At 62.4% G+C, this 22777-nt stretch carries 21 protein-coding genes; 3 read left to right on the forward strand and 18 right to left on the reverse strand.

The window, feature by feature from the left end; genetic code table 11:
• Window positions 1-40: 40 nt before the first annotated feature.
• The 13 genes from nuoK to K7R21_RS15340 form a co-directional block, all read right to left on the reverse strand.
• The gene (gene nuoK, locus K7R21_RS15280; protein WP_224984146.1) at window positions 41-349 is read right to left on the reverse strand and encodes an NADH-quinone oxidoreductase subunit NuoK; all 309 of its coding nucleotides are present in this window, start codon (window positions 347-349) and stop codon (window positions 41-43) included.
• Window positions 346-831, reverse strand: coding sequence for an NADH-quinone oxidoreductase subunit J family protein (locus K7R21_RS15285; RefSeq protein WP_216509061.1), 486 nt, complete (start codon window positions 829-831; stop codon window positions 346-348). The genes nuoK and K7R21_RS15285 overlap by 4 nt, the downstream gene beginning before the upstream one ends.
• Before the next feature lie 129 nt (window positions 832-960).
• The gene (nuoI, locus tag K7R21_RS15290) at window positions 961-1491 is read right to left on the reverse strand and encodes an NADH-quinone oxidoreductase subunit NuoI (protein ID WP_224984147.1); all 531 of its coding nucleotides are present in this window, start codon (window positions 1489-1491) and stop codon (window positions 961-963) included.
• A gap of 134 nt (window positions 1492-1625) precedes the next feature.
• The gene (locus tag K7R21_RS15295; protein WP_224984148.1) at window positions 1626-2075 is read right to left on the reverse strand and encodes an ankyrin repeat domain-containing protein; all 450 of its coding nucleotides are present in this window, start codon (window positions 2073-2075) and stop codon (window positions 1626-1628) included.
• 45 nt (window positions 2076-2120) lie between these two features.
• Entirely contained in the window at window positions 2121-3110 is a 990-nt protein-coding gene (gene nuoH, locus K7R21_RS15300; RefSeq protein WP_224984149.1) for an NADH-quinone oxidoreductase subunit NuoH, read from the reverse strand.
• Window positions 3111-3300: 190 nt separating this feature from the next.
• Window positions 3301-5238 carry a 2Fe-2S iron-sulfur cluster-binding protein gene (locus K7R21_RS15305; protein WP_224984150.1) on the reverse strand — a complete coding sequence of 646 codons (1938 nt, stop codon included), beginning with the start codon at window positions 5236-5238 and terminating at the stop codon, window positions 3301-3303.
• A gap of 82 nt (window positions 5239-5320) precedes the next feature.
• Window positions 5321-6583 carry a complex I 51 kDa subunit family protein gene (locus K7R21_RS15310; protein ID WP_224984151.1) on the reverse strand — a complete coding sequence of 421 codons (1263 nt, stop codon included), beginning with the start codon at window positions 6581-6583 and terminating at the stop codon, window positions 5321-5323.
• 110 nt (window positions 6584-6693) lie between these two features.
• Window positions 6694-7167: an NADH-quinone oxidoreductase subunit NuoE gene (gene nuoE / locus K7R21_RS15315; protein WP_224984152.1), complete on the reverse strand. Its 474-nt coding sequence runs from the start codon at window positions 7165-7167 to the stop codon at window positions 6694-6696.
• 21 nt (window positions 7168-7188) lie between these two features.
• Window positions 7189-9573, reverse strand: coding sequence for an NADH-quinone oxidoreductase subunit B/C/D (locus K7R21_RS15320; protein WP_224984153.1), 2385 nt, complete (start codon window positions 9571-9573; stop codon window positions 7189-7191).
• Window positions 9570-9971: an NADH-quinone oxidoreductase subunit A gene (locus K7R21_RS15325; protein WP_224984154.1), complete on the reverse strand. Its 402-nt coding sequence runs from the start codon at window positions 9969-9971 to the stop codon at window positions 9570-9572. The genes K7R21_RS15320 and K7R21_RS15325 overlap by 4 nt, the downstream gene beginning before the upstream one ends.
• A gap of 103 nt (window positions 9972-10074) precedes the next feature.
• Window positions 10075-11487, reverse strand: coding sequence for a GspE/PulE/PilB domain-containing protein (locus K7R21_RS15330; protein WP_224984911.1), 1413 nt, complete (start codon window positions 11485-11487; stop codon window positions 10075-10077).
• A 199-nt stretch (window positions 11488-11686) separates the two neighbouring features.
• Entirely contained in the window at window positions 11687-12142 is a 456-nt protein-coding gene (locus K7R21_RS15335; protein WP_224984155.1) for a GreA/GreB family elongation factor, read from the reverse strand.
• 136 nt (window positions 12143-12278) lie between these two features.
• Window positions 12279-12818, reverse strand: a complete 540-nt coding sequence (locus tag K7R21_RS15340; RefSeq protein WP_224984156.1) for an acyloxyacyl hydrolase — start codon at window positions 12816-12818, stop codon at window positions 12279-12281.
• A gap of 227 nt (window positions 12819-13045) precedes the next feature.
• On the opposite strand from K7R21_RS15340, the gene K7R21_RS15345 reads away from it, so the two are divergent.
• Window positions 13046-13417 (forward strand): hypothetical protein, encoded by a 372-nt coding sequence (locus K7R21_RS15345; RefSeq protein ID WP_224984157.1) that lies wholly within the window; start codon window positions 13046-13048, stop codon window positions 13415-13417.
• A 70-nt stretch (window positions 13418-13487) separates the two neighbouring features.
• On the opposite strand, the gene K7R21_RS15350 is transcribed toward K7R21_RS15345, so the two are convergent.
• Entirely contained in the window at window positions 13488-13964 is a 477-nt protein-coding gene (locus tag K7R21_RS15350; protein WP_224984158.1) for a peroxiredoxin, read from the reverse strand.
• 144 nt (window positions 13965-14108) lie between these two features.
• On the opposite strand from K7R21_RS15350, the gene K7R21_RS15355 reads away from it, so the two are divergent.
• A complete protein-coding gene (locus tag K7R21_RS15355) occupies window positions 14109-14630 on the forward strand; it encodes a hypothetical protein (RefSeq protein ID WP_224984159.1) in 522 nt (173 codons plus the stop codon).
• A 96-nt stretch (window positions 14631-14726) separates the two neighbouring features.
• Here the strand turns inward: K7R21_RS15355 and K7R21_RS15360 are convergent, their stop codons facing one another.
• Window positions 14727-15926 carry a protoporphyrinogen/coproporphyrinogen oxidase gene (locus K7R21_RS15360; RefSeq protein ID WP_224984160.1) on the reverse strand — a complete coding sequence of 400 codons (1200 nt, stop codon included), beginning with the start codon at window positions 15924-15926 and terminating at the stop codon, window positions 14727-14729.
• 152 nt (window positions 15927-16078) lie between these two features.
• On the opposite strand from K7R21_RS15360, the gene K7R21_RS15365 reads away from it, so the two are divergent.
• On the forward strand, window positions 16079-16975 hold the full coding sequence (locus tag K7R21_RS15365) for a DnaJ C-terminal domain-containing protein (RefSeq protein WP_224984161.1): 897 nt from the start codon (window positions 16079-16081) through the stop codon (window positions 16973-16975).
• An 88-nt stretch (window positions 16976-17063) separates the two neighbouring features.
• On the opposite strand, the gene K7R21_RS15370 is transcribed toward K7R21_RS15365, so the two are convergent.
• The 3 genes from K7R21_RS15370 to mfd all read right to left on the reverse strand — a co-directional run bounded on the left by K7R21_RS15370 (window position 17064) and on the right by mfd (window position 22592).
• On the reverse strand, window positions 17064-18047 hold the full coding sequence (locus K7R21_RS15370; protein ID WP_263630768.1) for a peptidylprolyl isomerase: 984 nt from the start codon (window positions 18045-18047) through the stop codon (window positions 17064-17066).
• Window positions 18048-18122: 75 nt separating this feature from the next.
• A complete protein-coding gene (locus K7R21_RS15375) occupies window positions 18123-19061 on the reverse strand; it encodes a peptidylprolyl isomerase (protein ID WP_224984163.1) in 939 nt (312 codons plus the stop codon).
• Window positions 19062-19118: 57 nt separating this feature from the next.
• Window positions 19119-22592, reverse strand: coding sequence for a transcription-repair coupling factor (gene mfd, locus K7R21_RS15380; protein ID WP_224984164.1), 3474 nt, complete (start codon window positions 22590-22592; stop codon window positions 19119-19121).
• Window positions 22593-22777: the final 185 nt, after the last annotated feature.

A 22777-nucleotide genomic window follows, 5' to 3' on the forward strand; every position in this document is an offset into this window, starting at 1 on the left:
CCCCGGCCCTCTCCCGAAGGGAGAGGGAGGAGAATGCGTATTATCCCTTCATAGAGTCAAACTCATCAGTGTTCACCGTCTGCTTGCGCCGGTGCAGGTAAACGACCATGGCGAGTGCCAGGGAGACCTCTGCCGAGGTGAGCGCCATCAGCATCAGGGAGAACAGCTGTCCGTCGGCGATGCCCCAGTGGGCCGAACCGCCGACGAAGGTGAGCATCACCGCGTTCAGCATGATCTCGATGCCGATCAGCATCATGATCACGTTGGCGCGCCAGGCAATCACGCAGCCAAGGCCCATGGCGAACATCAACGAGGCGACGATCAGCACGTGGGAAAGCGGTACGCTCATCTGCGCCTCCCGAGATAGAGTGCGCCTACCAGCGCGAAGAGAAGCTGCATGGAAACGACCTCCACGGCAACCCCGTACTGTTTGAAGAGGGCGAAAGCGAACTGGCGGACCGGTATCTCGGTGAACCCCGGCGGTACCGCCTGCAGGCGGGAGCAGAGCAGAACCACCAGCGCACCGACCACAGCGCCGGCGAGGAGCAGGGCCGGCAGCCAGTTCTTGAAGTGCGGCTTGGCGAGCTTCTCCGGCGATTCGAGCTCCAGCATCATGATGACGAACAGGAAGAGCACCATGATGGCCCCGGCGTAGATGATGACCTCAAAGGCCGCGATGAGGGGCGCACCCAGGAGGTAGAACATCAGGGCCAAGGCGAAGAACGAGGTCACCAGGTAGACGATGGAGCGCACCGCCTGCCGGGCCGTAATGGCGAGCAGTATCCCGATCAGGAGTACCGCCGCCAGTATGTAGAAAAGGGTCGCTTCCATTTCGCTCCAGGTTCTAGTCTGATTCATATTCCCTCCCCCGGAGGGGGAGGGGCAGGGAGGGGGAAAGGCCTTGCGCCAACAGCTGCCCCCCTCCCAACCTCCCCCCTCCGGGGGGAGGAGTTAGCCCGACTACGGCAGCAGGCTCCTCGGGTCTGCCGGTGCCTGTTCGCCGGCGCCGCTACCGCGCGGCTGCACCACGCCGATGCCGGCATGGCGGTAGAAATTGTAATTGGGATCCTTGCCGGTGCCGTCGATCAGCAGGTCCTCCTTCTCGTAGACCATATCGATGACCTGGCGCCTGCAGTGGAACATTTCCGGCGACATCTGGATGGCGAGCGTCGGGCAGGCCTCGGCGCACATGCCGCACAGGATGCAGCGCGAGAAGTTGATGCGGAACCAGGCGGCGTAGCGCCGACCGTTCTCCCCCTCCGCAGCTGCCATCGAGATGCAGTCGACGGGGCAGGCCCCGGAGCACAGATAGCAGGCGACGCAGCGCTCGGCGCCGTCGGGGTCACGGGTCAGCACGATGCTGCCGCGGAAGCGCTCGGGCATGGCCCTGCGCTCCTCAGGAAATTGCACCGTAACCGGTTTCCGGAAGATGTGCCGGAAAGTGATGGAAAGGCCGGTCAGGATTTCTTTTATGTCGTTCAGTATGGGCATCTGTTCCTGCTTGCAGTGTCGTTGGTGCCGTAGTAGATGCCGGCAAAATGGTTGCGGCCGCCGCTCGTCAACGGCTCGAGCGGTGCGGACCGGGGCCCGGCAGGCAGCACTGGTCTGCCTGCCGGAAGGAGGTGTTAGTTGGGCCGTAGTGACTTCATCAAGACGTCAAGGGTCTGTCTGTGCCGGTTGTTCTCTGCGTAGGCCAGGGCGGTGGTTCCGGAGTACGACATTGCCAGCGGGTCGGCCCCGCTGTCGACCAGCATCTGCGTGGTCTGGGTGCAGCCGTAGTTGGCTGCCAGCATGAGAGGCGTGTGGCCGTCACGGTCGCGGGCATCGACCTCGGCCCCCTTTTGCAGCAGCAGGCGTACTACGTCCGCGTTGCCGTGCGCCGCCGCGAAGTGCAGCGCAGTTTTTCCCTTGTCGCTTCTGGCCGTGAGGTTGGCGCCCCTCTCCAGCAGGTCGGCCACCTCGGCCAGGTTGCCGGCCTTCGCTGCGTCCATGAGAGCGGTGTGGCCGTTTTTGTCCACCGCATCCACCTGTGCCCTGAACCCTGCCCCCAACTCGACTTCCACGGTTGTTGTCATCGCAGTTCCTCCTTTGTGAGAATACATTGCCCAGTACAACGCCTCTTATCGTAAAGCCAGCCACCACCCGGTGACTAGAATATTGAGAAGAGCTAGCGGTGTCAGGAACTTCCAGCCCAGGTGCATGAGCTGGTCGTAGCGAAGGCGTGGGAGGGTTCCCCTGACCCAGATGAACAGGAACGAGAATAACCCGACCTTGATGAAGAACCAAAAGATCGGCGGCAGCAGCGGCCCGCGCCATCCGCCCAGGAAGAAGAGCGAGGCGAGCGAGCTCAGCGAGATGATGTTGATGTACTCCCCGACGAAGAAGAGGCCGAAGCGCATCCCGGAGTATTCGGTATGGAAGCCGGCCACCAGTTCCCCCTCCGCCTCGGGAAGGTCGAAGGGAATCCTGCGGCACTCGGCCAGGATACTGACCAGGAAGATCACGAAGGCAATCGGCTGGTACACGATGAAGGGCATGTCGGCCTGCGCGTTGACGATATCGGCGAGGCTCAGCGACTTGGCCAGCATCACCACGGGAACCAGCGACAGCCCCATGGAAAGTTCGTAGGAGATCAGTTGGGACAGGCCACGGATGCTCCCCAGCAGCGCATACTTCGAGTTGGATGCCCAACCGCCCAGTGCGATGCCGTAGACTGCGACCGAGGAGAGGGCCATGAAGAAGAGCACCCCCACGTTCAGGTCGGCGACCTGCAGGTTCACCTGGCGCCCGAAGAGCTGCAGCGGCGCCCCCACCGGGATGATGGCGAAGGTCAGAATCGCCGGGATGGCGGCCATGGCCGGGGCCATCGAGAAGAGCAGGCGGTCGGCGGCCTTCGGGATCATATCCTCCTTGGTGATCATCTTGATCACGTCGGCCAGGGGCTGCAACAGACCGAACGGACCTACGCGATTGGGACCGATGCGGTCCTGGAGGAAGCCCAGGATACGCCGCTCCGCCAGCACCAGGTAGGCCGCACCGGTCAGAATGATGGCGTAAAGCAGCACGATCTTGCCCAGCATCAGCGCTATGTCAGTGGCAGTCCAGGTCATAAGGGTTCCTCCCGCTAGCGGCGGGAACGGGTGAATTCTTCTTTGCCCGGCAATGTTACTGTTTCCTCGCCAGTCGCGTCCCCGCCCCCGGAGGGGGAAGGACAGGGAGGGGGAATTGCTGCTGCACTGACGCCTCCCCTCCCAACCTCACCCCTCCGGGGGGAGGAGCTATACCAACGGGGTACCAAGATTATTCTTCTGCAACAATGCTGAAAATACGTACCCCTTCGCCCTCGGGGTCGAGGTTTTTCAGCACGTGCCATTTGCCGGACAACGGCTCCGGCACCTCTCCTCCCAGCCTCTCGATCACCTGTGCCATCACCTGCCAGGCATCGCGCTCGGTCCCACCGGGGACGTCCTTGCGGTGCACCCGGGGCGGATGCAAGGCGACGGCTTCTGTGGCGTTGCCGTAGTACTTCGGGTCGAGCCCCTTGAGCGGCAGTCCGGCGACCCTGCTGCGCTGAAAGCACTGGGCCCTGCCCTCGTAGTTGATGGCGGTGCCGTCGGACTCCACCCAGGTGGTGGTAGGGAGGAAGATGGGGCTCTTCTCCGCCACCGGCCCCCGGCGCCAGTCGGCAGTTGCCAGGACCTCCACGTCTGAGAGCAACACCTCCGGCACATCGGCTTCGAAGCACACCACACCCCGTACCTGCCGGCTCGACACTACTTCCGCCAGCGGGATTGCGGCGTGCTCTTGGGCGAGGAGCGCGGCGGCGAATCCGTTCGGGCCCGGCTGCAGCATTACCAGCTTCGCGCCGCTGGAGGCCATTTCCGCTAACAGAACGGGATCCTTGCCGCCGGCACCGCAGATGATCACCCCTTTGCCGCCCCCCTCGAAGGGAACCTGGTCCAGGGTCTCCACCGCGGTGTACTTGAAGGGGAGCGCCTGGTGCGGCGGTAGCGTATCGCCGCCGACCAGGAAGATCTGCGCCCCGGCCAGGAAAGCTTTGCGCACCGCCAGGGCCAGCATGGGGCCCTCCTCCATCAGGTCGATGGCGTGCAAGGAGACCCACTGCGCCTGCTCGATGTCTTTCACGTAGGCCGCATTTTCCTCGTGGAGCAGCTTGATCGCTGCGATGCTCCCCTGCTGTTGGGTGGCATCCTCAAAGTAGCAGATCCTTGCTCCGCCAGCGGCCTTGGCCACTTCGGCTAGCAGGATCATCCCTTCCAGCGAGAGCCTGGTGGAACCGACGAAGGCGAGCTTGTCGGCGCCGTTTTTGCGCACGAACTCCGCGATCGATTTGGCTGCCGCATCGATCGCGACATCGTAGCCACAGGTGGCGCCGTCCAGGCGGGGCTCCCGCGGCCGCTGCGGGTCGTTCAAATAGCCCTTGTCAAAGCGGGCCCGGTCACAGATGAACCAGCCGTTCACCTGGTCGTTGCGGCGCCCGACGATCTTGATGGTTTCGCGCTGGAAGTTTTGCGGCGAGGTGTTGCACCCCACCGAGCAGTGCTGGCAGATCGAGGGGGCGAACTGGTAGTCCCAGTAGCGGGCCCGGAAACGCCCGGTCTTGTCGGTGAAGACGCCGGTAGGGCAGATGTCCACCAGGTTGCCGGAGAACGGTGACTCCAGCGGTCCCTCCTGGAATCGGCCGAAGTAGACCCGCCCCGCGCTTCCCATCACCCCGAAGTCGGTGCCGCCGGCGTAGTCCTGGTAGAAGCGGACGCAGCGGTAGCACTCGATGCAGCGGTTCATCTCGTGGTGGATCCCCTCGCCCAGGTACTGGTTCTGGAAGGTACGCTTCTTTCCCTGGTAACGGCGACGGCTGTGCCCCCCGGCGATGGTGAAGTCCTGGAGCAGGCACTCGCCACCCTCGTCGCAGACCGGGCAGTCGTGGGGGTGGTTCAGCATGAGCCACTCGATGACCAGGGAGCGCATCTTGAGCGCTTCGGGATCGGTGGTGGAGACCACCATGCCGTCCTGGGCGGGGAGGGCACAGGACATCTGGATCCCTTTCACCGGGCCGTCCAGGAGCTTCACCGCGCAGAGCCTGCAGGCAGCGGCGATGGCCAGGGCCGGGTGGTAGCAAAAGTGCGGGATGGTGATCCCGACGCTGCGGGCAGCCTCCAGCACGCTGGTCCCCGGTGCGACTTCCACCGGTATGTCATCGATGATCAGCTTGGGCATCGTCCTCTTTCGTCCTTTTACCTTCTGCCCAATTTCCCCCTCGCCCTCCGGGAGAAGGGCAGGGGTGAGGGCGCAGCGCACCTTATTTCAACGGGCACTTCTTCTTCACGATATGCTCCCGCACCTCGTCCTCGAAATCCCGCAGCAGGCCGTCCAGTGGGGCCATGGCGCCGGGGGCGAGGGCGCAGAAGGTGTAATTCAGGTACTTCACGTGCTCGCGCAGGATGGTGATGTCGTCTTCTTCGCCATGCCCGTTCTCGATCCGGGTCAGGATCTCCTTCACGTACGGGAGCCCTTCGCGGCACGGGGTGCACCAGCCGCAGGATTCGCGGGCGAAGAAATTGATTAAGTTCAGGGTCGCTTCCACCAGGCAGTGCCCCTCGTCGAAGACGATCACCCCGCCCGAGCCAAGCCGGGAGCCCGCCTTGGCCACGGTGTCGTAGTCCATGGGGAGGTTCCAGTGCTCAGGCTTCAGGAACTGGGTCGATGCGCCGCCCGGAATGCAAGCCTTAAACTTTTTGCCGTCGCGCATGCCGCCGCAGGCCCCGTCGATAATGTCGCCGAGCGTGGTGCCGATGGGGAGTTCGACGCAGGCCCGGTTCTTGACCGAGCCGCTCACGCAGAAGAGCTTGCTGCCGGCCCCTTCCGGGTTGAGCGCCAGCCCCTTGAACCACGCGGCGCCGTTGGCGACAATGGCGGGAACGTTGGCCAGGGTCTCCACGTTGTTGACCACCGTCGGCCCCTGCCAGAGACCCTTCACCGCCGGGAACGGCGGTTTCGAGCGCGGGTTGGGGCGCTTTCCTTCCAGCGCGTTGATCAGGGCGGTTTCCTCGCCGCAGATGTAGCGGCCGGCGGAGAGGTGCAGGTCCAGTTCGATGGAGTGCTCGCTTCCCAGGATGTGCTCGCCGAGCAGCCCCGCCTTCTTGGCCTCCTCGATGCCGCGCGCCAGGTTGGCCGCCGCTTTCTCATACCCCTTCCTGATGAAGATGAAGGCGTGGCGCACCCCCAGTGCATAGCAGGCAAGCGTCATCCCCTCAATAAGGCTATACGGGTTGTGCTCCAGCAGCACCCGGTCCTTGTAGGTCCCAGGCTCCATTTCATCGCAGTTGCAGATGAGCCAGCGCGGGCCGGGGAGGTCGCGGGGGACGAAGGACCATTTCCTGCCGGTGGCGAAGCCGGCGCCGCCGCGGCCCCTAAGCCCCGAGTCGAGCACCGCCTGCTGCACGTCGTTGGGAGTCATCACGGAGAAGGCCTTTTTCAGCCCCTCGAAGCCCCCTTCCTCGCGGTACTCGTCGAAGGTGACCACGCGGTTTGGGCGGTTATGTCGGAAAAGAGGGAGGTCCATGTGATCCTGTCATTCCATTGTCTCCCTCCCCCGGAGGGGGAGGGGCGGGGAGGGGGAATAAGGCTGCCTTGCCCCCCCTCCCGACCTCCCCCCTCCGGGGGGAGGAGGTATTACCCTTTGTGCCGCTCCATTTCCAGTATCTCGTCTACCAGTTCCGGCGTCAGCCTACCGTAGGGAGTCCCTCCGACTGACATGGCGGGGCTGTCGCCGCACATCCCCATGCAGCAGCAGGGAACCAGGGTGAACATGCCGTCGGCCGTAGTACCGCCCAGCCCGACGCCGAGCTTATCCTTCAGGTACTGGATGAGCTTGTCGCAGTCGGCGCACCAGCAGGAGATCGAGTCGCAGACGTGGATCACCTTCTTCCCTACCGGGCGGCGATAGATCATCTCATAGAAGGTGGCGAGCTCCTCAACCTGCAACGGCGAAAGGCCCAGCAGCGCCGCGGCCTCCTCCACTGCCTCGTCGGTCAGCCAGCCGTAGTGTGCCTGTAGCTCCTTCATCACGTCCACAGCCGCCTCCCGGGCGGTGATGGCGGAGGCGACGCGCGCCTGGAGCGATGTTTTCAGTGTCTCGGGTATCATCCCCGGTGCTCTCCTTACTAATTACCGGTCCAGGTCCGCCAGCACGAAGTCGATCGAGCCGAGGATGGCCAGGAAGTCCGACACCAGCCAGCCCCGGCTCAACAGCGGCAGCGACTGGATATGCGGGAAGGTCGGCGTCCTGATGCGCATCCGGTAGGCGGTGTGCAGTCCGTCGGAAACGGCAAAGTAGCCGTATTCCCCCTTGGGGGCCTCGATAGGTGCATAGCATTCCCCTTTTGGGGGCGACATGCCGCGCGTGGCGTTGACGAAGTGGTGGATCAGCGACTCGATGTCTTCCAGTGCGTCGCGTTTCTGAGGCAGCGTGTAGCGGTAATCCGCGGAGATCCAGCGTCCACCCGGCATCCCCTCGGCCGCCTGTTTCACGATAGAGAACGACTGCCGCATCTCCTCCATGCGCACCAGGTAGCGCGCGTAGCAGTCGCCGCCCTCGGCGGTGGCGACCTGGAAATCGAAGCGGTCGTAGCCGCAGTAAGGCATGGTCTTGCGCAGGTCCCACGCGAAGCCGCAGGCCCTGAGCATCGGTCCGGTCAGACCCCACTCAAGCGCCTCGTCCCTAGTTATGGCGGAGACGCCCTTGAGGCGCGCGGTGAAGATGGGGTTGCCGGTCAGCAGTTTCTCGTATTCCGCGAGTCGCGGCGGGAACCAGTCCAAAAACGCCTGCACCTTGGTCAGCCATCCCTTGGGGAGATCGTCCGCCACGCCGCCGATCCTGAACCAGGCGGGGTGCATGCGGCCGCCGGTGACCGATTCCACGATGTCGAAGATCTTTTCGCGGTCGGTGAAGGTGTAGAAAACCGGGGTCATGGCGCCGATGTCGGCGGCGAAGGTCCCGAGCCAGACCAGATGGTTGGCAATCCGGAACAGCTCGCAGAGCATGACCCGGATGTATTGGGCTCGCTCCGGCACCTCGATGCCGCACAGCTTCTCAACAGAGTTCACGTAGGCCAGGTTGTTCTGCACGCCGGCCAAGTAGTCCACCCGGTCGGTGTAGGGAATGTACTGGTGCCAGTTCTGGCGCTCCCCGATCTTCTCGGCACCGCGGTGGTGGTAGCCGATCTCGGTGTCCATGTCGACGATCTCTTCGCCGGAAAGTTTGAGGACGAAGCGCACCACGCCGTGGGTGCCGGGGTGCTGGGGGCCGAGGTTCAGGATCAGCGTCTCGTCGTCCACCCGGTCGAAGAAGTCGCTGGCCGGCAGCGTCTTGCGGCCGCGCGCCTCCTCGGCGGTGTAAGGAGCCATCTCGGTGGCGCGCGAAGGATGCTCCTTCCGGAGCGGATGCCCCTGCCAGTCCGCCGGCATCAGGATCCTGCCCAAGTTTGGATGCCCGGCGAAACGGATGCCGAACATGTCGTAGGCCTCACGCTCGTACCAGTTGGCGACAGGGAAGACGGAGGTGACGCTGGGAGCTTCGGGATACTCGCCGTCCAGCTCTGTCTTAATCCGGATCCTGCCGGGGGTGTCGAAGCAGGTGAGATGGTAGTTCACGGTGAAGTCGCGGAAGCGGTCGCGGTCGCGGCGGCAGGACTCGTCGACGCAGGCGATGTCCTCCAGGCGGCGGAAGGGCGAAGACTTCCGTTCCTTCAGGTGCTTCAGGAGTTCAGGCACCAGCCGCGCGGGGGTACGGTAGGTGAGCATGTCGGCCCCGGCTTCGTCCCGTTTGACCTCGCCGTTGAACGCCGCCTGCAGTTCCTCTTCCAGGCCGAAGTCGGGGTAGGGGAGGCGGGGCTGTTTCGGGCGCCAGAGCTCGTCCGAGCGCGGCGCGGCGAAGTGGGGGTGCTGCATCGAAGTGCCACGGATGGGGATCCCCTGCATGCCGGGGCCACGGGTATCGCGGGACTTGGTGACGCCGTCGACGAGGATGGGGGCGACGGTCCCCTGGGTGCCCCCTTGCATGCGCAGCACGGGACGGGTGGGACGCTCCTCGCTCCTGATCTTTTGCTGCAGCAGCATGAGCCCTTCCAGGAAGGACTCCGGGCGCGGCGGGCAGCCGGGGATGTACAGGTCGACCGGCAGAATCTGGTTGACGCCCTGCACCACGGAATACACGTCGTACATGCCGCCGGAGTTGGCGCAGCTCCCCATGGAGATGACCCACTTGGGTTCGGCCATCTGGTCGTAGAGCCGCAGGATGCTGGGGGCCATCTTCTTGAAGACGGTCCCGGCGATCACCATGAGGTCGGCCTCACGCGGGGTGCCGCGCAATACCTCGGCGCCGAAGCGCGAGACATCGTAGCGCGAGGTGAAGGACGCCATCATTTCCACGAAGCAGCAGGAAAGACCGAAGAACATCGGCCAGAGTGAGTTCGCCCTCCCCCAGTTGATCAGGTCGTCCAAAGAGGTGAGGAGGACGTTTTGCGGTATGTTTTCGTCGTCCCTCTCAGTCAATGTTTACCTCGCATGCGGATTGCGGAAGGACCCCATTCCAGTCCCCCCTTCATCCAGAGCCAGATCAGCCCCAACATCAGGATGATGACAAAGACGGTGATGTGCACCAGCCCCTGGATTCCGAGCAGGTCCCATGCGGTGGCCCAGGTCAGGATGAAGGAGCCTTCCACGTCGAAGACGATGAAGAAAATGGCGATGAGGTAGAAGGGAACTTGTGAGGCGTGACGGGCGGCGCCGGTAGGGACCACCCCGGATTCATACGGTATGTGCTTGTCGGGGGTATCGCGGCCCGAGCCGAGGAAGTAGGCTGCCGCCAGCAGGACGCCAATCAGCCCCACCGCGATGGCGGTGTAGATGGCAAGGGGGATGAACTCGACCTGCTGTGCGGTGACTGGCATACCGGCCTTTCAATGAGAATCACAGGGGATTTTAGTACCCGTATAATCTAGCGTAGCGCTGCCGAAAGTCAATTAGTCCGCGTTGGGGGATGAGATCATTAAATCACGTCATCATAATCTTGCTCTTCAGGATCAATATTTCGAAAGCCATGGCGGCTTTGGCGATCAGTTTCTGTACTTCGGGAAGTTTTTCATCAAGTGGGGCGCTTCCACCGCCGACATAGAGGACCGCGACCACGCGCCCCATCATCAGCAGCGGCACCAGCAGGTTGTTGAAGGGGGTGCCCCCCTTCAAGGCTTCCATGATGGCCTGGTTGCCAGGTGTCGGTGGCATCGGCCCGAGGAAGAAGCTCTTGCTCTGGTGCACCACGTTCAGCACCGACGGTTCGTTCAGGGCAAGTTCCAGCCCCTCGAACTCGGGGACCGGCTTGTTGTCCACCCGTGCCATCCACCCGGTGGCGGTGCCACCGCGCAGCAGGAAGAAGGCGACCCGCTTGAACTGGGGCCCCAGGTGACCGGTGATCAATTCGGCGATCCAGTCGCGGTCATCCGCCTCGGCTAGCCCGACCAGGACGCTCTCCAGCGAATAGTCCTGCTCCGGCTCCTCGAACTGTTCCTGGTACAGTTCGGCCAATACAGTGGGTTCGGGTGCGGGAGTGGCCGGCTGCTGGCTCGCCGGAGGCTCGGTTGCCTGGGGTGACGGAGCAGGGGCCGTGGGGGCTGCCGGAGGTACGGGCGCTGCAGCGGGTGCGAGCGAAGCTGGGGGGGGCTGGGGCACAGGGGGCGCAGGAGCTGCCTCAGTTGCCTCGGTTGCCGGAGCGGCTGGAGCGGCTGGAGCGGCAGATGCAGCAGGTGCCGTCTCGGCTTGATCCAGCACATCAAGGCTCAGTTCCTCGAGCATGGGGAGATCGATGACCTCTTCTTCGAGGTGCGCGGGCCATTCCTCGAGCGTTGCCTTAGAGGCCGCCGGCACAGGGGTGGCCGTCACCACCCGGGCCGCGGGCGCGGCGGGTTGCGGGGCAGCGGAATGAGAGGCGTGGTGCTTGGCCCTCCCCCTGCTGCCACCCTCGACGCTGATGTAGCGCACCTCGCGCTTGATCCCGTAGTACTTTTCCATAGCCGTGACGATGCGCAGCTCCGCCGCGACCACCGGCACGATGATGTAGCCCGTGGCGAAGGCGATCTCGTCGATGGCGTGCAGGTCAGTGGGATCGACCATGGCAAGGGTTACCTTGCGGTTGTTGATCGCAATGGGAATGGCTTTGTACTTCTTGACGTAGTCGAACGGGATGAGCTTTATGACGTGCGGGGGAATATCGAGCAGTTCAGCGGGAGCGGCGTAAGCGACACCAATTTTCTTACTCAGGAACTCCGCCAGGTCCAACTCGTCCAGGTACCCCATTTCCACCAGGTTGGTACCGAATCGTCCTCCGAAGATGGCCTGTCCTTTTAGAGTTTCATCCAACTGGGCCGCAGTGATCTTCCCTGCTTGGACCAGCATTTCCCCTAAGCGCATTTTCTTCAAGCTACCCTCCGCCAATGCATTAAATTACACGTGCAACTCATGGAGCCAGGGCTGGCATGACAAGGGGCCGGCATCGGTCGCAGCTGACTTTGCAAACCTGCCGGACCGACAGAAAAACAGCCTTGTTAATCAGGCGCTAATTTAGAGCCGGAGCAGGACAATGTCAATAGCAAACGCCGAGTTGCAAGGCTTAGCAAAGGTCGACAATCTCATAGCGAGTGTCTCCTACTTCCACCTCGTCTCCCACTGATTTCCCGATGAGTTGGCTACCCAGCGGAGAGGCCGCGGTGATCACCAGTATTTCCTCGCCGTCGACGTGCAATTTAAGGCCACCTTCCTGGGGGCCTATGAAGAAGGTCTTACTGGTTCCCTCCTCGTCCTGGAGCGTCACCAAGGCCGTCAGTCGAATAGTGTCGGCCTCTCCGAATGAATGTAGCGCGAGGTGCCGGTACGTCTGAAGGGCATGCTTCAGCTCCTGAGCCCGGTTCGCCTGCCCCTGCGCCACGTATGACGCCTCGAGGCTGAGCGTATCGTACTTGTTGTCGGGGATATTTTCTTCATGGATAGCTGCTTCGTGGGCGGCTTTTGCGGCATGGGACAAAACCGACAGGTCGTGCGTCAGTCTTTCGATGATAAGCCGGTGCAAACGGCTCTTTCTGGTGGTAACGATGGGGAACCTTCCTGAGCTGAAATGTGCAGCCGGCGCCGTACCAGGACGAGCGCCGGACGTTGATGGGAACCGATACTATAACGCGGCAGGGAATCTGTCAAAAGGAAGATGGTCACATTCCCGGGTACCAGTTGACCCCGAAGAGATGCATGTTCATGCCGGGATTGATTTTGCCGTTAAATCCTGCATTGGACATGTGTTGGAACCGGTAGGAAAGAGCAAAGGCCGGGGTGAAGTGATAGACAATGCCGGCGTGGGAAATGAACTGCTCGATGCCGTTGTAATCTCTCCCGCCGAATCTCTCGCGGCTCAAAACGGCGACGCTGACGCCGAGGTCTAGTTCAACAGATTTGGGATTGCCGACCTCCAAGGCGGGACCAAGGGAGCCGATAAACCCGAGGTCTTCTCCACTGGAAAGTGCGCCGGCCGTAAGGGCAACCAGGGGAGATACGCCCCATCCGCCCTCGCTGCGCAGACTCCAGGGGAGTTGGTAGCCGGCGAAGGCCTCGAATATCTGGGCGCCGTGGTCCTTGTCATCGGCTGAGAAACCTCCTCGCACCCCGATGGGGCCCCAGCGGTTGGCCGACGCGGAGCCTGCTGCCCCCAGAGACAGAGCGAATGCGATCAAAACCAGATGGAGGATCGTTCTCATGGCGCTCTCCGGATTAGGGTTGGTTAACGACATATCATTTAAGCTGGTATTTTGGTAAATTCAAGCAGCCGCTACCAAACCCAGTACTCGGGACGGTGTTTCCCTGCGACAGCCACCGGCCGTGGCCGTACACTGTCCCTTGCGGAAAAATATCGCCGGATGTACTATTTAATTGGCGTCATCAGGCAGAAAGAGGCAGGCTTGTAACAAGCCCAAAGGAGGTGGCCATGAAGGGATACCAACTGGTAAAGGAGATCAGAGAAGCGAAGGGCGCTCACCCCGACCGGGTATTCATCAAGTGGTGGCGTAATGAGGAGGACTTCATTGACTTTGACCTGCTTGACAGGTTTCTGCAGAATCTGAAAGAGAGTGAGAAGATCGACGGCTTCGAGTTGATCAACGAAGATGAGATGTGGCGTACTTTGGAGGCCCGGTGTCAGGGCCGGGTGTCCAGAGAGAAAAGAGATGGTGATTGGGTGCTGCACTGGACGCCGCCGCCGAACACAAAGGTGGAGGAAGGGCAGACCGAGTATCCGTACACGCCAGAGTCAATGGTGAAGATCCTGGATTCAGAAACCAACTACAACTACGTCGACTGACCGGGCCACAAGGCCGCCGGTGGTCGGGGTAAAAAAGAGAGGGGCGAAGCGATTCGCCCCTTTTTTTTTGCTAGCGTCCCTTCGCCAGCATCTTGAAGAAATCAAGCACCTTGTCCGGGTGTTCCGATGCCTTGGCCACCTTGGGCCAATGCTTGATGATGGTTCCTTCCGGCGAGATGACGACGGTAGAGCGGATGGTGCCCATGGTGGTTTTACCATATTGCACCTTTTCGCCGAAGGCGCCGTAGGTTTTCATGACAGAGGCGTCCGGGTCGGAGAGGAGGGTGAAGGGGAGCTTGAAATCGGCGATGAACTTGTCGTGGGACTTCATGGAATCCTTGGAAACCCCCACGAGCACCGCACCGAGCTGTTCGAAGAGCGAGTGCAGCTTGGCGAAGCCCACCGCCTCGGCGGTGCACCCCGGGGTGTTGTCCCTGGGGTAGAAGAAGAGTACCAGGATCCTGCCCCGGTAGTCTGCCAGCGTGTGCTCCTTTCCGTCGCTCCCCTGCAGTTTGAAATCGGGTGCTTTCTGTCCTTCCAAAAACATGATGGCCTCCTTGAGTGTGCTTCTCATTAGCGGATAAACCATAGCAGAGTGGCGCTAGTTGGCAAGAGGAATGACGCTGTTGTAACCGGTGCGGATTCGGGTTATGCTGCCGCAGCTTTACGGGGAGGGGTGGATATGGGCGGCATGATGCAGGTGGCAGTCGATCCGGTGCGGTGGCATCACTTTGCCGGGGTGCTGCTGGTGATCGCGCTGGCGGTATTGCAGGGGCGGGTGGGGAGATCGGGCGCTTTTTGGCAGATCTGTTGGGCGCTGCCGGGGACGCTTTTGCACGAGCTGTCCCACCTGCTAGTGGCCGCGGTAACCGGCGGGCGGCCCGTGGGTTTCACCATCATACCCCGGCGGGACGGTCCCCGCCGGTGGGTGCTGGGCTCGGTCACCATCAGCAATCCTGGTCCGGTTTCTGCGCTCCCCTCGGCCCTGGCGCCGCTGTTGTTGAATGTCGTTGCCTATTACCTGTATCTCGGGTGGAGTACGTGGTTCCCGACGGATCTGCCGCATACCCTGCTGATGTATGTCGCCATATATGTTTTCAGCTACAGCTCGATACCTTCGGGGCAGGACCTGAAGGTCGCCGTTTCCAGCCCTGCAGGAGTGTTGCTCTATGGCGGGGCGGTGGGGGTATGTTGGTGGCGGTGGGTAGGGTAGGGGTCCCGTGGCAGCACGTTTGCCAATAGCAGCCATCCGCAAAAAAGCCCGCCCACTGTTGTGGACGGGCTTTTGTTACAGAAACTGGGGCTGGCGTTACAGCGATGCCGCTAGCCTTTCGTACTCTTTCTTGGAGCGCACGATGCAGTCCTCGACGGCCATTCCGGCGAAGTAGTTGCCGGTGACGTAGAGGTTGTTACCGGCAATCAGGCGGTCGATTTGGTCAGTAAGCGCTTTGTGGCCGACCACCGGAGAGGGAAGCTGGCTTTCGCGCTGCACCACCTGCTCCAGGTCGTCGGTCGTCACCTGCAACACGGAGGCGATCCGCTTCAGCTTGGCATCCAAGGGAACCTTCCCGGCTTTGTAGTGAAAACTGAAGCCGCGGTAGCTGTCATGGAGCACGGTGTCGCGGGAGACCGCAGAGTAGAACTCTTCCCCGATCGGGATCAGGCCGGCCAGCAGCGGGAGCTTCAGCTTGCTCTTCTTGACTGCCACCCCGATACTCTCGATGGTCTCCAGCTTAACCTGGTTGAGCACCTTGGAGAGTTCCGGCGCTATTTCGGCGGCGAGCTTGGAACTCACGGGAGGGGGGGCGGCCAAGGCGAGCCGCGGCGCCTGATACGTGGTGCCGTCGGCGAGTTCCACGGTGTAGCCTTCGGCGCCCTTGGCGATGTGCGTTACCTCAACGCCGGTTTGCAGGGTCACCCGGTCCGCGATGGCAAGTTTGTCGATGACGCTGTTAAGCCCCCCTTGCAGGGTGAAACTCTTGATGACGTCCTTTCTCCTGGGGCGCTTGTTGAACAGCATGTCGGCGGGGAAATCGTCTGCGCGCTGTGAGATGACTGCGTTGAAAGCGGGCCCGAAGACCCGGTCGTAGTTGCCACGGCCGACGATGCTGCCGTAATACGAAGCGACGCTGGCACCGTCCTTTTTCAGGGTGAACAGCTTCCAGGCGGAGCAGGCCAACTCGGGGAAGGAAAGCTGCGACGGGATGCTCTTCACCTCGTTGTTGACCAGCATCTTGAACGAGACCTTTTCCCTGGGGAGGATGCTTCCCATCAGGCCGTGTCTCTCCATCAGCTCCAGCAACCCACCGTAGGAGTTGTAGCAGGTGTGGGCGCCCAGCTCGAGCCAGAACCCGGCGGCACTCCCCTCGAAGCGGTGCGAATGGAAACAGCCGCCCGGCCGCTCGCTTTTCTCGAGGACCAGCGTGTTCAGCCCCTTGGCAGCTGCATGACTTGCGAAACTGAGACCGCTGATCCCTGCACCTATGACGATGGCGTCGAATTGCTTCATCTGGCAGCTCCTGTTTTTAAGAGTCGTTAATTGCAGCCTATATAAGCGCGCCTGCAGCGGGTTGTCAAGGTTTACAACATGTTGACAACGACAGGGTCAGCCATTACATTCTGTGGAGCTGAAACGAAGCAAATGTGAAAGGAAATTTAGACATGGCGCAGAGAGATTATTACGAAGTACTGGGACTCAAGAAAGGCGCCTCGGCCGACGAAATCAAGCGGGCCTACCGCAAACTCGCGGTCAAGTATCACCCGGACAAGAACCCGGGCGACAAGCAGGCCGAAGAGCGCTTCAAGGAGATCAACGAGGCGTACGCGGTCCTGTCCGACCCGAAAAAGAAAGAGCAGTTCGACCAGTTCGGCTCCACCGATTTCCACCAGCGCTTCTCGCAGGAGGATATCTTCAGGAACTTCAACGTCGACGACATGTTCCGCGACCAGGGGTTCGGGACCGATGACATCTTCTCCCGCATCTTCGGCGACGCCATGCGGCGCCAGCGCGGCGGCGGTCGCGGCCGTCCCATGGCCGCCAAGGGAGAGGACTTCTCTATGGAGATCCAGGTCACCTTCCGGGATGCCTACGATGGGGCCGAAAAAAGGGTGGCCTTCATGCGCGACGGCGCCCGCGAAGAGCTGTCGGTCAAGATCCCCGCAGGGATCGAGAGCGGCGCGCGGCTTCGGGTGGCAGGGCGTGGCGCACCGGGGCGTATGGGCGGACCGGCCGGCGACCTCTACCTCTCGGTGACGGTGGGGACCGACGCCCTGTTCCAGCGCGAGGGCGCCGACATCGTGCTCAACCACGAGGTGCGCTTCTCCCAGGCGGTGCTCGGTGGCAACATCGAGGTGCCGACCATGGAGGGGACCAAGAGGCTCAAGATCCCCGCCGGTATCCAGTCCGGCACCAAGGTGCGCCTGAAGGGGCTGGGGTTCCCGGTGCTCGGGGCGCAGACACGCGGCGACATGTACGTGAGGATCGCGGTGCACGTGCCGGAAAAACTGACGACGCGTCAGCGCGAACTGGTGGAGCAGTTGGCGGCCGAAGGGCTCTAACTTCTTTAACAACGACAGCGGGCCGTAGATAAAAAAAATCCCCCTCGCCGGTGACGGTGAGGGGGATTTTTTTTCGGAAGTAGGGCGCCTAGGGCTGCTTTATGTCGATGCTGGCGGCGTTGCGCAAGTCCTTGACCCACTGGTTGAAGCGGTCCTCGGATTTTTTCCGGTACAGCTGCTCCTCGATGGACTCCTTCACTTCCGTGAAGGGACGCCCTTTCTCCTGGCTTTTTTCTTCCAGCTTGATGATGTGCAGCCCGGCCGGGCTTGCCACCAGCGAGCTTACCTCGCCGGGTTTCATTGCGGCAACGGTGTTGCCGATCTCGGCGAGCATGTCGCTTTTCTTGAAGGTGCCCAGGTCGCCGCCATTCTTGGCCGCTGCAGGGTCCTGCGAGTACTTCTTGGCAAGATCGACGAAATTCTCTCCACTGCGCGCTTTGGCCAGCACTTCTTCGGCGAGCTTGCGGGTCTTGGCGGTCTGCTCTGCGCTTCCGTTCGGGTCCAACTTGAAGAAAATATGGCGGGCGTGGAAGGTCTCGCTGCCGCCGTAATCGGCGCGGTGCGCTTCGTAGTACTCACTTATCTCGCGCTCGCCTACCTGGATCTTGGACCGCACCTCCTGGCTCATGAGCCGCATGCGTTCCAACTGCTCCTTGAGCTGCACCTTGTACTGCAAGACGGTGAGCCCCTGGCCGGCCAGCGCCTGCTCCAGCGCTTCCTGGGTCAGGTTGTTCTGCTTCTTGACATCTTCGATGGCCAAGCGCACGTCCTCGTCGCTGACTTTGATGTCGAGTTCGCGGATCTTCTGTTCAACCAGCTTGCGGTCCACCAGACGATTCAGGGCCGTGCTCCTCGTCGCGGTCCTTTCAGGCACGGGGAGCTTTTCGGCTTCCTTCTGCAACTGTGTGTACTCCTTGTCGACGTCGGCGGTGGTGATCACCTCGTCGTTGACGATGGCGGCAATGCTGCTGATCGGTTTGGTGGTGGCAAAGCTCGGAGTGACTGCGAGGAGGGCCAGCATGCTGCAGGCCGTGATGATCTTGACCATGTTGCTCTCTCTGTGGGCCGCCAGGGCGGCGCTTGTGCAAAAACGGCCGGGACTAGCCCGGCCGTCTTTCTGTTTCTGTTACTGCCTGAATGATTGTGCCTACTTGGCCTTTGCCGGCTGGGCTGCCTCGCCCGGCTGGGCTGCGCCCCCCTTCGGGCCGTCGTTGCCGAGTTCCTTCAGGGCGTCTTCCTTGACGGTAATCTTAGCCTGCTTCTTCAGGTCGTCCTTGAGCGCCTTGAAGATCTCCTGCTGCTTGGCAGGTGCCAGGGCCGCCTTGATCTCGTCCTTCACCTCGTCCAGGGAGCGGACGCCGGCCGGACGGGAACCGGTCTTCTTGATGATGTGGTAGCCGAACTGGGTCTTCACGATCCCGGAGGTCTCGCCGTCTTTAAGACCGAAAGCAACTTTCTCGAAGTCGGGGATCATGGAGCCTTTGCTGAACCAGCCGAGATCGCCACCTTTGGCGGCCGCGCCGTCAATGGAGTTCTTCTTGGCGAGATCCTCGAAGCTCGCACCGCCTTTCAGCTGCTTCTCAATCTCCTTGGCCTGTACCTCGGACTTGACCAGGATGTGGCTGGCCCTGATCTGTGCGTCGCTTTTGAACTTGTCCTTGTTCTTGTTGTAGTAGTCCTGCATATCGGTGTCACTGACCTTGGCGGACTCCTCGATCTTCTTCTTGAGGAAAGCCTCGACGATGACGCGCCTTTTCAGGTCCTCGAGCTTGGCAGCCACTTCCGGGCTCTTGTCGATGCCGTCCTTGGCGGCCTGCTGCAGGATCAGTTCGCGCACCACCATGGTGTCGACCATTTCCTTCTTTCCTTCCGGGGTCTCGGTCATCGGCTTGAGCTGGGGCGGCAGGGCAGCCTGCTCCTTGTAGAAGTCCTTGTCGGTGATGCTGGCGCCGTTCACCTCGGCGATGACGATTCCCTTACCCGGGCCTTCCTGTTTCGCCTCGGTGGCACCCTCCTGCTTTTTGCAGCCGGTGACGGCGACGCTGAGTGCGATGAAAAGTATTGCGGCGGTTTTGCTGAAGTGCACGATTGGCTCCTTTTGTTATTAGCGTAAATTTATTCCAATCCGGGAGACGCTAGCATATCAGACTAGGCATTTCAAGACATTTCTGGCTTCCGCCAGCACCCCGTCGAACGAGCCGTCGGCGACCCGTACGTACAACCGGAAGTCCGGTGTAAACCTGTATTTTCCCTTCTCTTTCCGCAGCAGACCGGTGATGGCGTCCGGTGACACCGGCGTCCTCTCGTGGAAGGCGAGCGAGAGCTCGTTGCCGGAGAACTCGATCTCCTTCACCAGGAGCCGTTTCAGGGCGACGCGCAGGCGCATAACCTCCAGGAGATAGAGCGCCGCGACCGGTAGTGGCCCGAAGCGATCGGCCAACTCTTCGCGGATGTCGTCCACCTCCGCCTCGTCGGCGGGCTGGGTGAGCTTCTTGTAGATGAGCAGGCGCTGGTTCGGGTCCCGGACGTAATCCTCCGGGATGAAAGCCGGCACCTTGAGCTTGATCTCCGGCTCCACCCGCTCGGGAAGCGCCTCTCCCTTGAGTGTGCGCACCGCCTCGTCGAGGAGCTCGGTGTAGAGTTCGAAGCCGACCGCCGCGATGTCGCCGCTTTGGCGTGCCCCCAACAGGTCCCCGGCACCGCGGATCTCGAGGTCGTGGGTGGCGATACGGAAGCCCGCCCCGAGTTCGGTCAGCTCCTGGATGATCTTCAGCCGCTCGCGGGCATCGGAGGAGATGGATCCTTCCCCTGGGATCAGCAGGTAGGCGTAGGCGCGGGTCTTGGAGCGGCCGACCCTGCCGCGCAGCTGGTAGAGCTGGGACAAACCGAAGGTGTCGGCACGGTTTACGATGAGCGTGTTGGCGGTGGGTATGTCCAGGCCGCTCTCGATGATGGTGGTGCACAAAAGGAGGTTCGCTTCGCCGTGCATGAAGGAGAGCATGACCTGCTCCAGTTCCTTCTCCGCCATCTGTCCGTGCCCCACGGCGATCTTCGCCTCCGGGACGATGCGCCTGAGCTCGTCAGCCATGGCGCCGATGGACTGCACCCGGTTGTGCACGAAGAAGACCTGGCCGCCGCGCCTGAGCTCCCTGAGCACCGCCTCGCGGATCAGTTCGTCGGACGAGCGGGAGACGAAGGTCTTGATGGCGAGCCGGTCCACCGGCGGCGTGTCGATGATGGAGAGGTCCCGGATCCCCATGAGCGACATGTACAGGGTGCGCGGGATCGGGGTCGCGGTCAGGGTGAGGATGTCCACCACGGCCCGGAACTGCTTGAGCCTTTCTTTGTGGGCCACGCCGAAGCGCTGCTCCTCGTCCACGATCAACAGCCCCAGGTCCTTGAAGACCACGTCCTTTTGCAGCAGGCGATGGGTGCCGATCACGATGTCGACCTCTCCCTTCTTCACCCCCTCGAGGATCTGTTTTTGTTGCTGTGGGGTGCGGAAGCGGGACAGCATCTCGACCCGTACCGGGTAATCCTTGAGGCGGGCCGCGAAGCTCTCGGCATGCTGCTGGGCGAGCACCGTGGTGGGGACCAGGATCGCCACCTGCTTGCCGTCCAGGGTTGCCTTGAAGGCGGCGCGCATGGCCACCTCGGTTTTTCCGTAGCCGACGTCGCCGCAGACCAGGCGGTCCATGGGGCGCGGGCTCTCCATATCGGCGATGACCTGATCGATGGCGGCGGCCTGGTCGGGGGTTTCCTCGAAGGCGAAGGATGCCTCGAAGGCGCGGTACATGTCGTCGGCCGGGGCGAAGCGGTACCCCTCCTGGACCTCGCGGGCGGCGTGGATCTTCAACAGTTCCGCCGCCATCTCCTGGATCTCGGCGCGGGCCTTGGCCTTGGCCTTTTCCCAACCGGCGCCCCCCAGGCGGTCCAGCCGCGGCTCGATCCCCTCGGCGCCCACGTAGCGTTGCACCAGGTTGATGCGGTCCACCGGGAGGTAGAGTTTGTCGCCACCGGCGTACTCGAGGAGTAGGAAATCCCCCTCCATGCCGGTGAGGCTTAAGTGCTGCAGCCCCCGGTACAGGGCGACGCCGAAGTCGATGTGCACCATGTGGTCGCCCGGCTTCAACTCGGCGAGCGAAGTGAGGAGCTGCTTTTTGCGCGCCTCGGACAGGCCGCGCCGCTTTACCCTCTTGCCGAAGATCTCCTCCTCGGCGATCACCACCAGGCGCTCTTCTTCCAGGCGGAAGCCGCGGGAAATCTCCCCAATCAGGATCTCGACCCGACCTGCGGGGCGGGCGGAAGCGGTAAGGAACGAGTCCTGGGAGTGCTCTAGGGGGAGGCGGTAGTGCGAGAGGAGCTCGTAGAGCCTGCGCGCCTGCCCGGCCTGGTGGCAGGGGATCAGCACGCGGTTCCCCGCCGCGATCCAGGTCACCATCTTTTCGGTCAGGGGGGCCAGCACGCGCTCCCCTTCCGGGTTGGTGTCCAGCTTCAGGTCCTGGTTGCCCGAGCAGGCGACCCGGAGTTTCTCGCCCCCTTCCCCCTCGATTTCCAGGCGGGGGAACTCGAGGCGGCGCCCGCCGGCGAGGGCGGTTTCCAGGTCCCGCGCCGAGAGGTAGAGCTCGGCGGGGTCGCAGACGATGGCGTCACGCAATTCGGCCCGTTTGGCGGCGCTGTCCAGGTCCTCCCCGAAGCGTTGCAGCGCGTCGGCGATGGCGTCGGGATCGACCAGGACGCGGACCGCGTCCGCGCCGACGTAGTCGAGGATGGTCTCCAGCTGCGGGTGGAACAGGGGCTGCAGGAACTCAACCCCGGGGGGGTAGATGGCGTGTTGCAGCTGCTCCAGGAGTTCGCGGCGCCGGTCGGCACCGATGCCCAGATGGTCGCAGCGGCGCTTGAGCCGCGGGGCCAGGTCCTTCACCACCTGCTCGGAGAGGATCACCTCGCGGGAGGGGAGCAGCACCAGCTCGTCGATCGGTTCCAGCGAGCGCTGGGAGACCGGGTCGAAGAGGCGCATGGTCTCGACGGTATCGCCGAAGAACTCGATACGCACCGGCTGCTCCCGGTCGGGGGGGAAGATGTCCAGGATGCCGCCGCGCACCGAGAAGGTGCCCCGGTCCTCGACCAGGGGGACGTGGGAATAGCCCAGCTTGACCAGCTTCTCGACCAGCCCGTCGCGCTCCAGCTCCTCGCCGGCCACCAGGTACTGGCACACCCCGCCCAAGGTCCCGCGTGGTATCACGCGCTGCAGGGCGCTCGCCACCGGGAGCACCACCGCCCGGGCATTCACGTCCAAGAGGCGCACCAAGGCGTTCAGGCGCTCCCCGACCAGGTCCGGGTGTGGCGAAGCGGCCTCGAAAGGGGTTACGTCCCAGGCAGGAAACGGGAGCACTGCTTCCGGGCGGGCGGTGAAGAAGCGCAGCTCGCGTGCGATCTCGTCGGCGCTCTCCTGGTCGGCAGTGAGCACCACCAGCGGGGGGGCACCGTTATCGGCAAGTCGCGACAGCAGGTAGGCCGGCGCCGATCCCTCCAGCCCGGTAACACTCACCTGGCAGGTGGGGGCAGTCAGTTTCTCGTTGAGCCGTTTCAGGTACTGCGCTTGGGGCATGGTCATCGTGTAGGGGCGGGGCCTTTCGCTTTGGTGGGTGGAACTCTTTAGCACCGGTTGAGCATAGCAAAAACGGGGCCGATTATCCAGACACTTGGCAGACAAGCTTTTTCTTTCGACCCCAAATAAAAGTAAAGAAAAAACGGGAGCCGCCGAAGAGGTTTTTGAAGCCAAAGGAGAACCAGCTGTGA

Origin of the sequence: Geomonas agri (genome assembly GCF_020179605.1) — a bacterium.
GTDB lineage: Bacteria > Desulfobacterota > Desulfuromonadia > Geobacterales > Geobacteraceae > Geomonas > Geomonas agri.

What these genes read in the sequence shown, in the direction of transcription:
- nuoK (WP_224984146.1), bottom strand. Translation starts at nt 349, where the DNA reads ATGAGCGTACCGCTTTCCCACGTGCTGATCGTCGCCTCGTTGATGTTC.
- K7R21_RS15285 (WP_216509061.1), bottom strand. Translation starts at nt 831, where the DNA reads ATGGAAGCGACCCTTTTCTACATACTGGCGGCGGTACTCCTGATCGGG.
- nuoI (WP_224984147.1), bottom strand. Translation starts at nt 1,491, where the DNA reads ATGCCCATACTGAACGACATAAAAGAAATCCTGACCGGCCTTTCCATC.
- K7R21_RS15295 (WP_224984148.1), bottom strand. Translation starts at nt 2,075, where the DNA reads ATGACAACAACCGTGGAAGTCGAGTTGGGGGCAGGGTTCAGGGCACAG.
- nuoH (WP_224984149.1), bottom strand. Translation starts at nt 3,110, where the DNA reads ATGACCTGGACTGCCACTGACATAGCGCTGATGCTGGGCAAGATCGTG.
- K7R21_RS15305 (WP_224984150.1), bottom strand. Translation starts at nt 5,238, where the DNA reads ATGCCCAAGCTGATCATCGATGACATACCGGTGGAAGTCGCACCGGGG.
- K7R21_RS15310 (WP_224984151.1), bottom strand. Translation starts at nt 6,583, where the DNA reads ATGGACCTCCCTCTTTTCCGACATAACCGCCCAAACCGCGTGGTCACC.
- nuoE (WP_224984152.1), bottom strand. Translation starts at nt 7,167, where the DNA reads ATGATACCCGAGACACTGAAAACATCGCTCCAGGCGCGCGTCGCCTCC.
- K7R21_RS15325 (WP_224984154.1), bottom strand. Translation starts at nt 9,971, where the DNA reads ATGCCAGTCACCGCACAGCAGGTCGAGTTCATCCCCCTTGCCATCTAC.
- K7R21_RS15330 (WP_224984911.1), bottom strand. Translation starts at nt 11,487, where the DNA reads ATGCGCTTAGGGGAAATGCTGGTCCAAGCAGGGAAGATCACTGCGGCC.
- K7R21_RS15340 (WP_224984156.1), bottom strand. Translation starts at nt 12,818, where the DNA reads ATGAGAACGATCCTCCATCTGGTTTTGATCGCATTCGCTCTGTCTCTG.
- K7R21_RS15345 (WP_224984157.1), top strand. Translation starts at nt 13,046, where the DNA reads ATGAAGGGATACCAACTGGTAAAGGAGATCAGAGAAGCGAAGGGCGCT.
- K7R21_RS15350 (WP_224984158.1), bottom strand. Translation starts at nt 13,964, where the DNA reads ATGTTTTTGGAAGGACAGAAAGCACCCGATTTCAAACTGCAGGGGAGC.
- K7R21_RS15355 (WP_224984159.1), top strand. Translation starts at nt 14,109, where the DNA reads ATGATGCAGGTGGCAGTCGATCCGGTGCGGTGGCATCACTTTGCCGGG.
- K7R21_RS15360 (WP_224984160.1), bottom strand. Translation starts at nt 15,926, where the DNA reads ATGAAGCAATTCGACGCCATCGTCATAGGTGCAGGGATCAGCGGTCTC.
- K7R21_RS15365 (WP_224984161.1), top strand. Translation starts at nt 16,079, where the DNA reads ATGGCGCAGAGAGATTATTACGAAGTACTGGGACTCAAGAAAGGCGCC.
- mfd (WP_224984164.1), bottom strand. Translation starts at nt 22,592, where the DNA reads ATGACCATGCCCCAAGCGCAGTACCTGAAACGGCTCAACGAGAAACTG.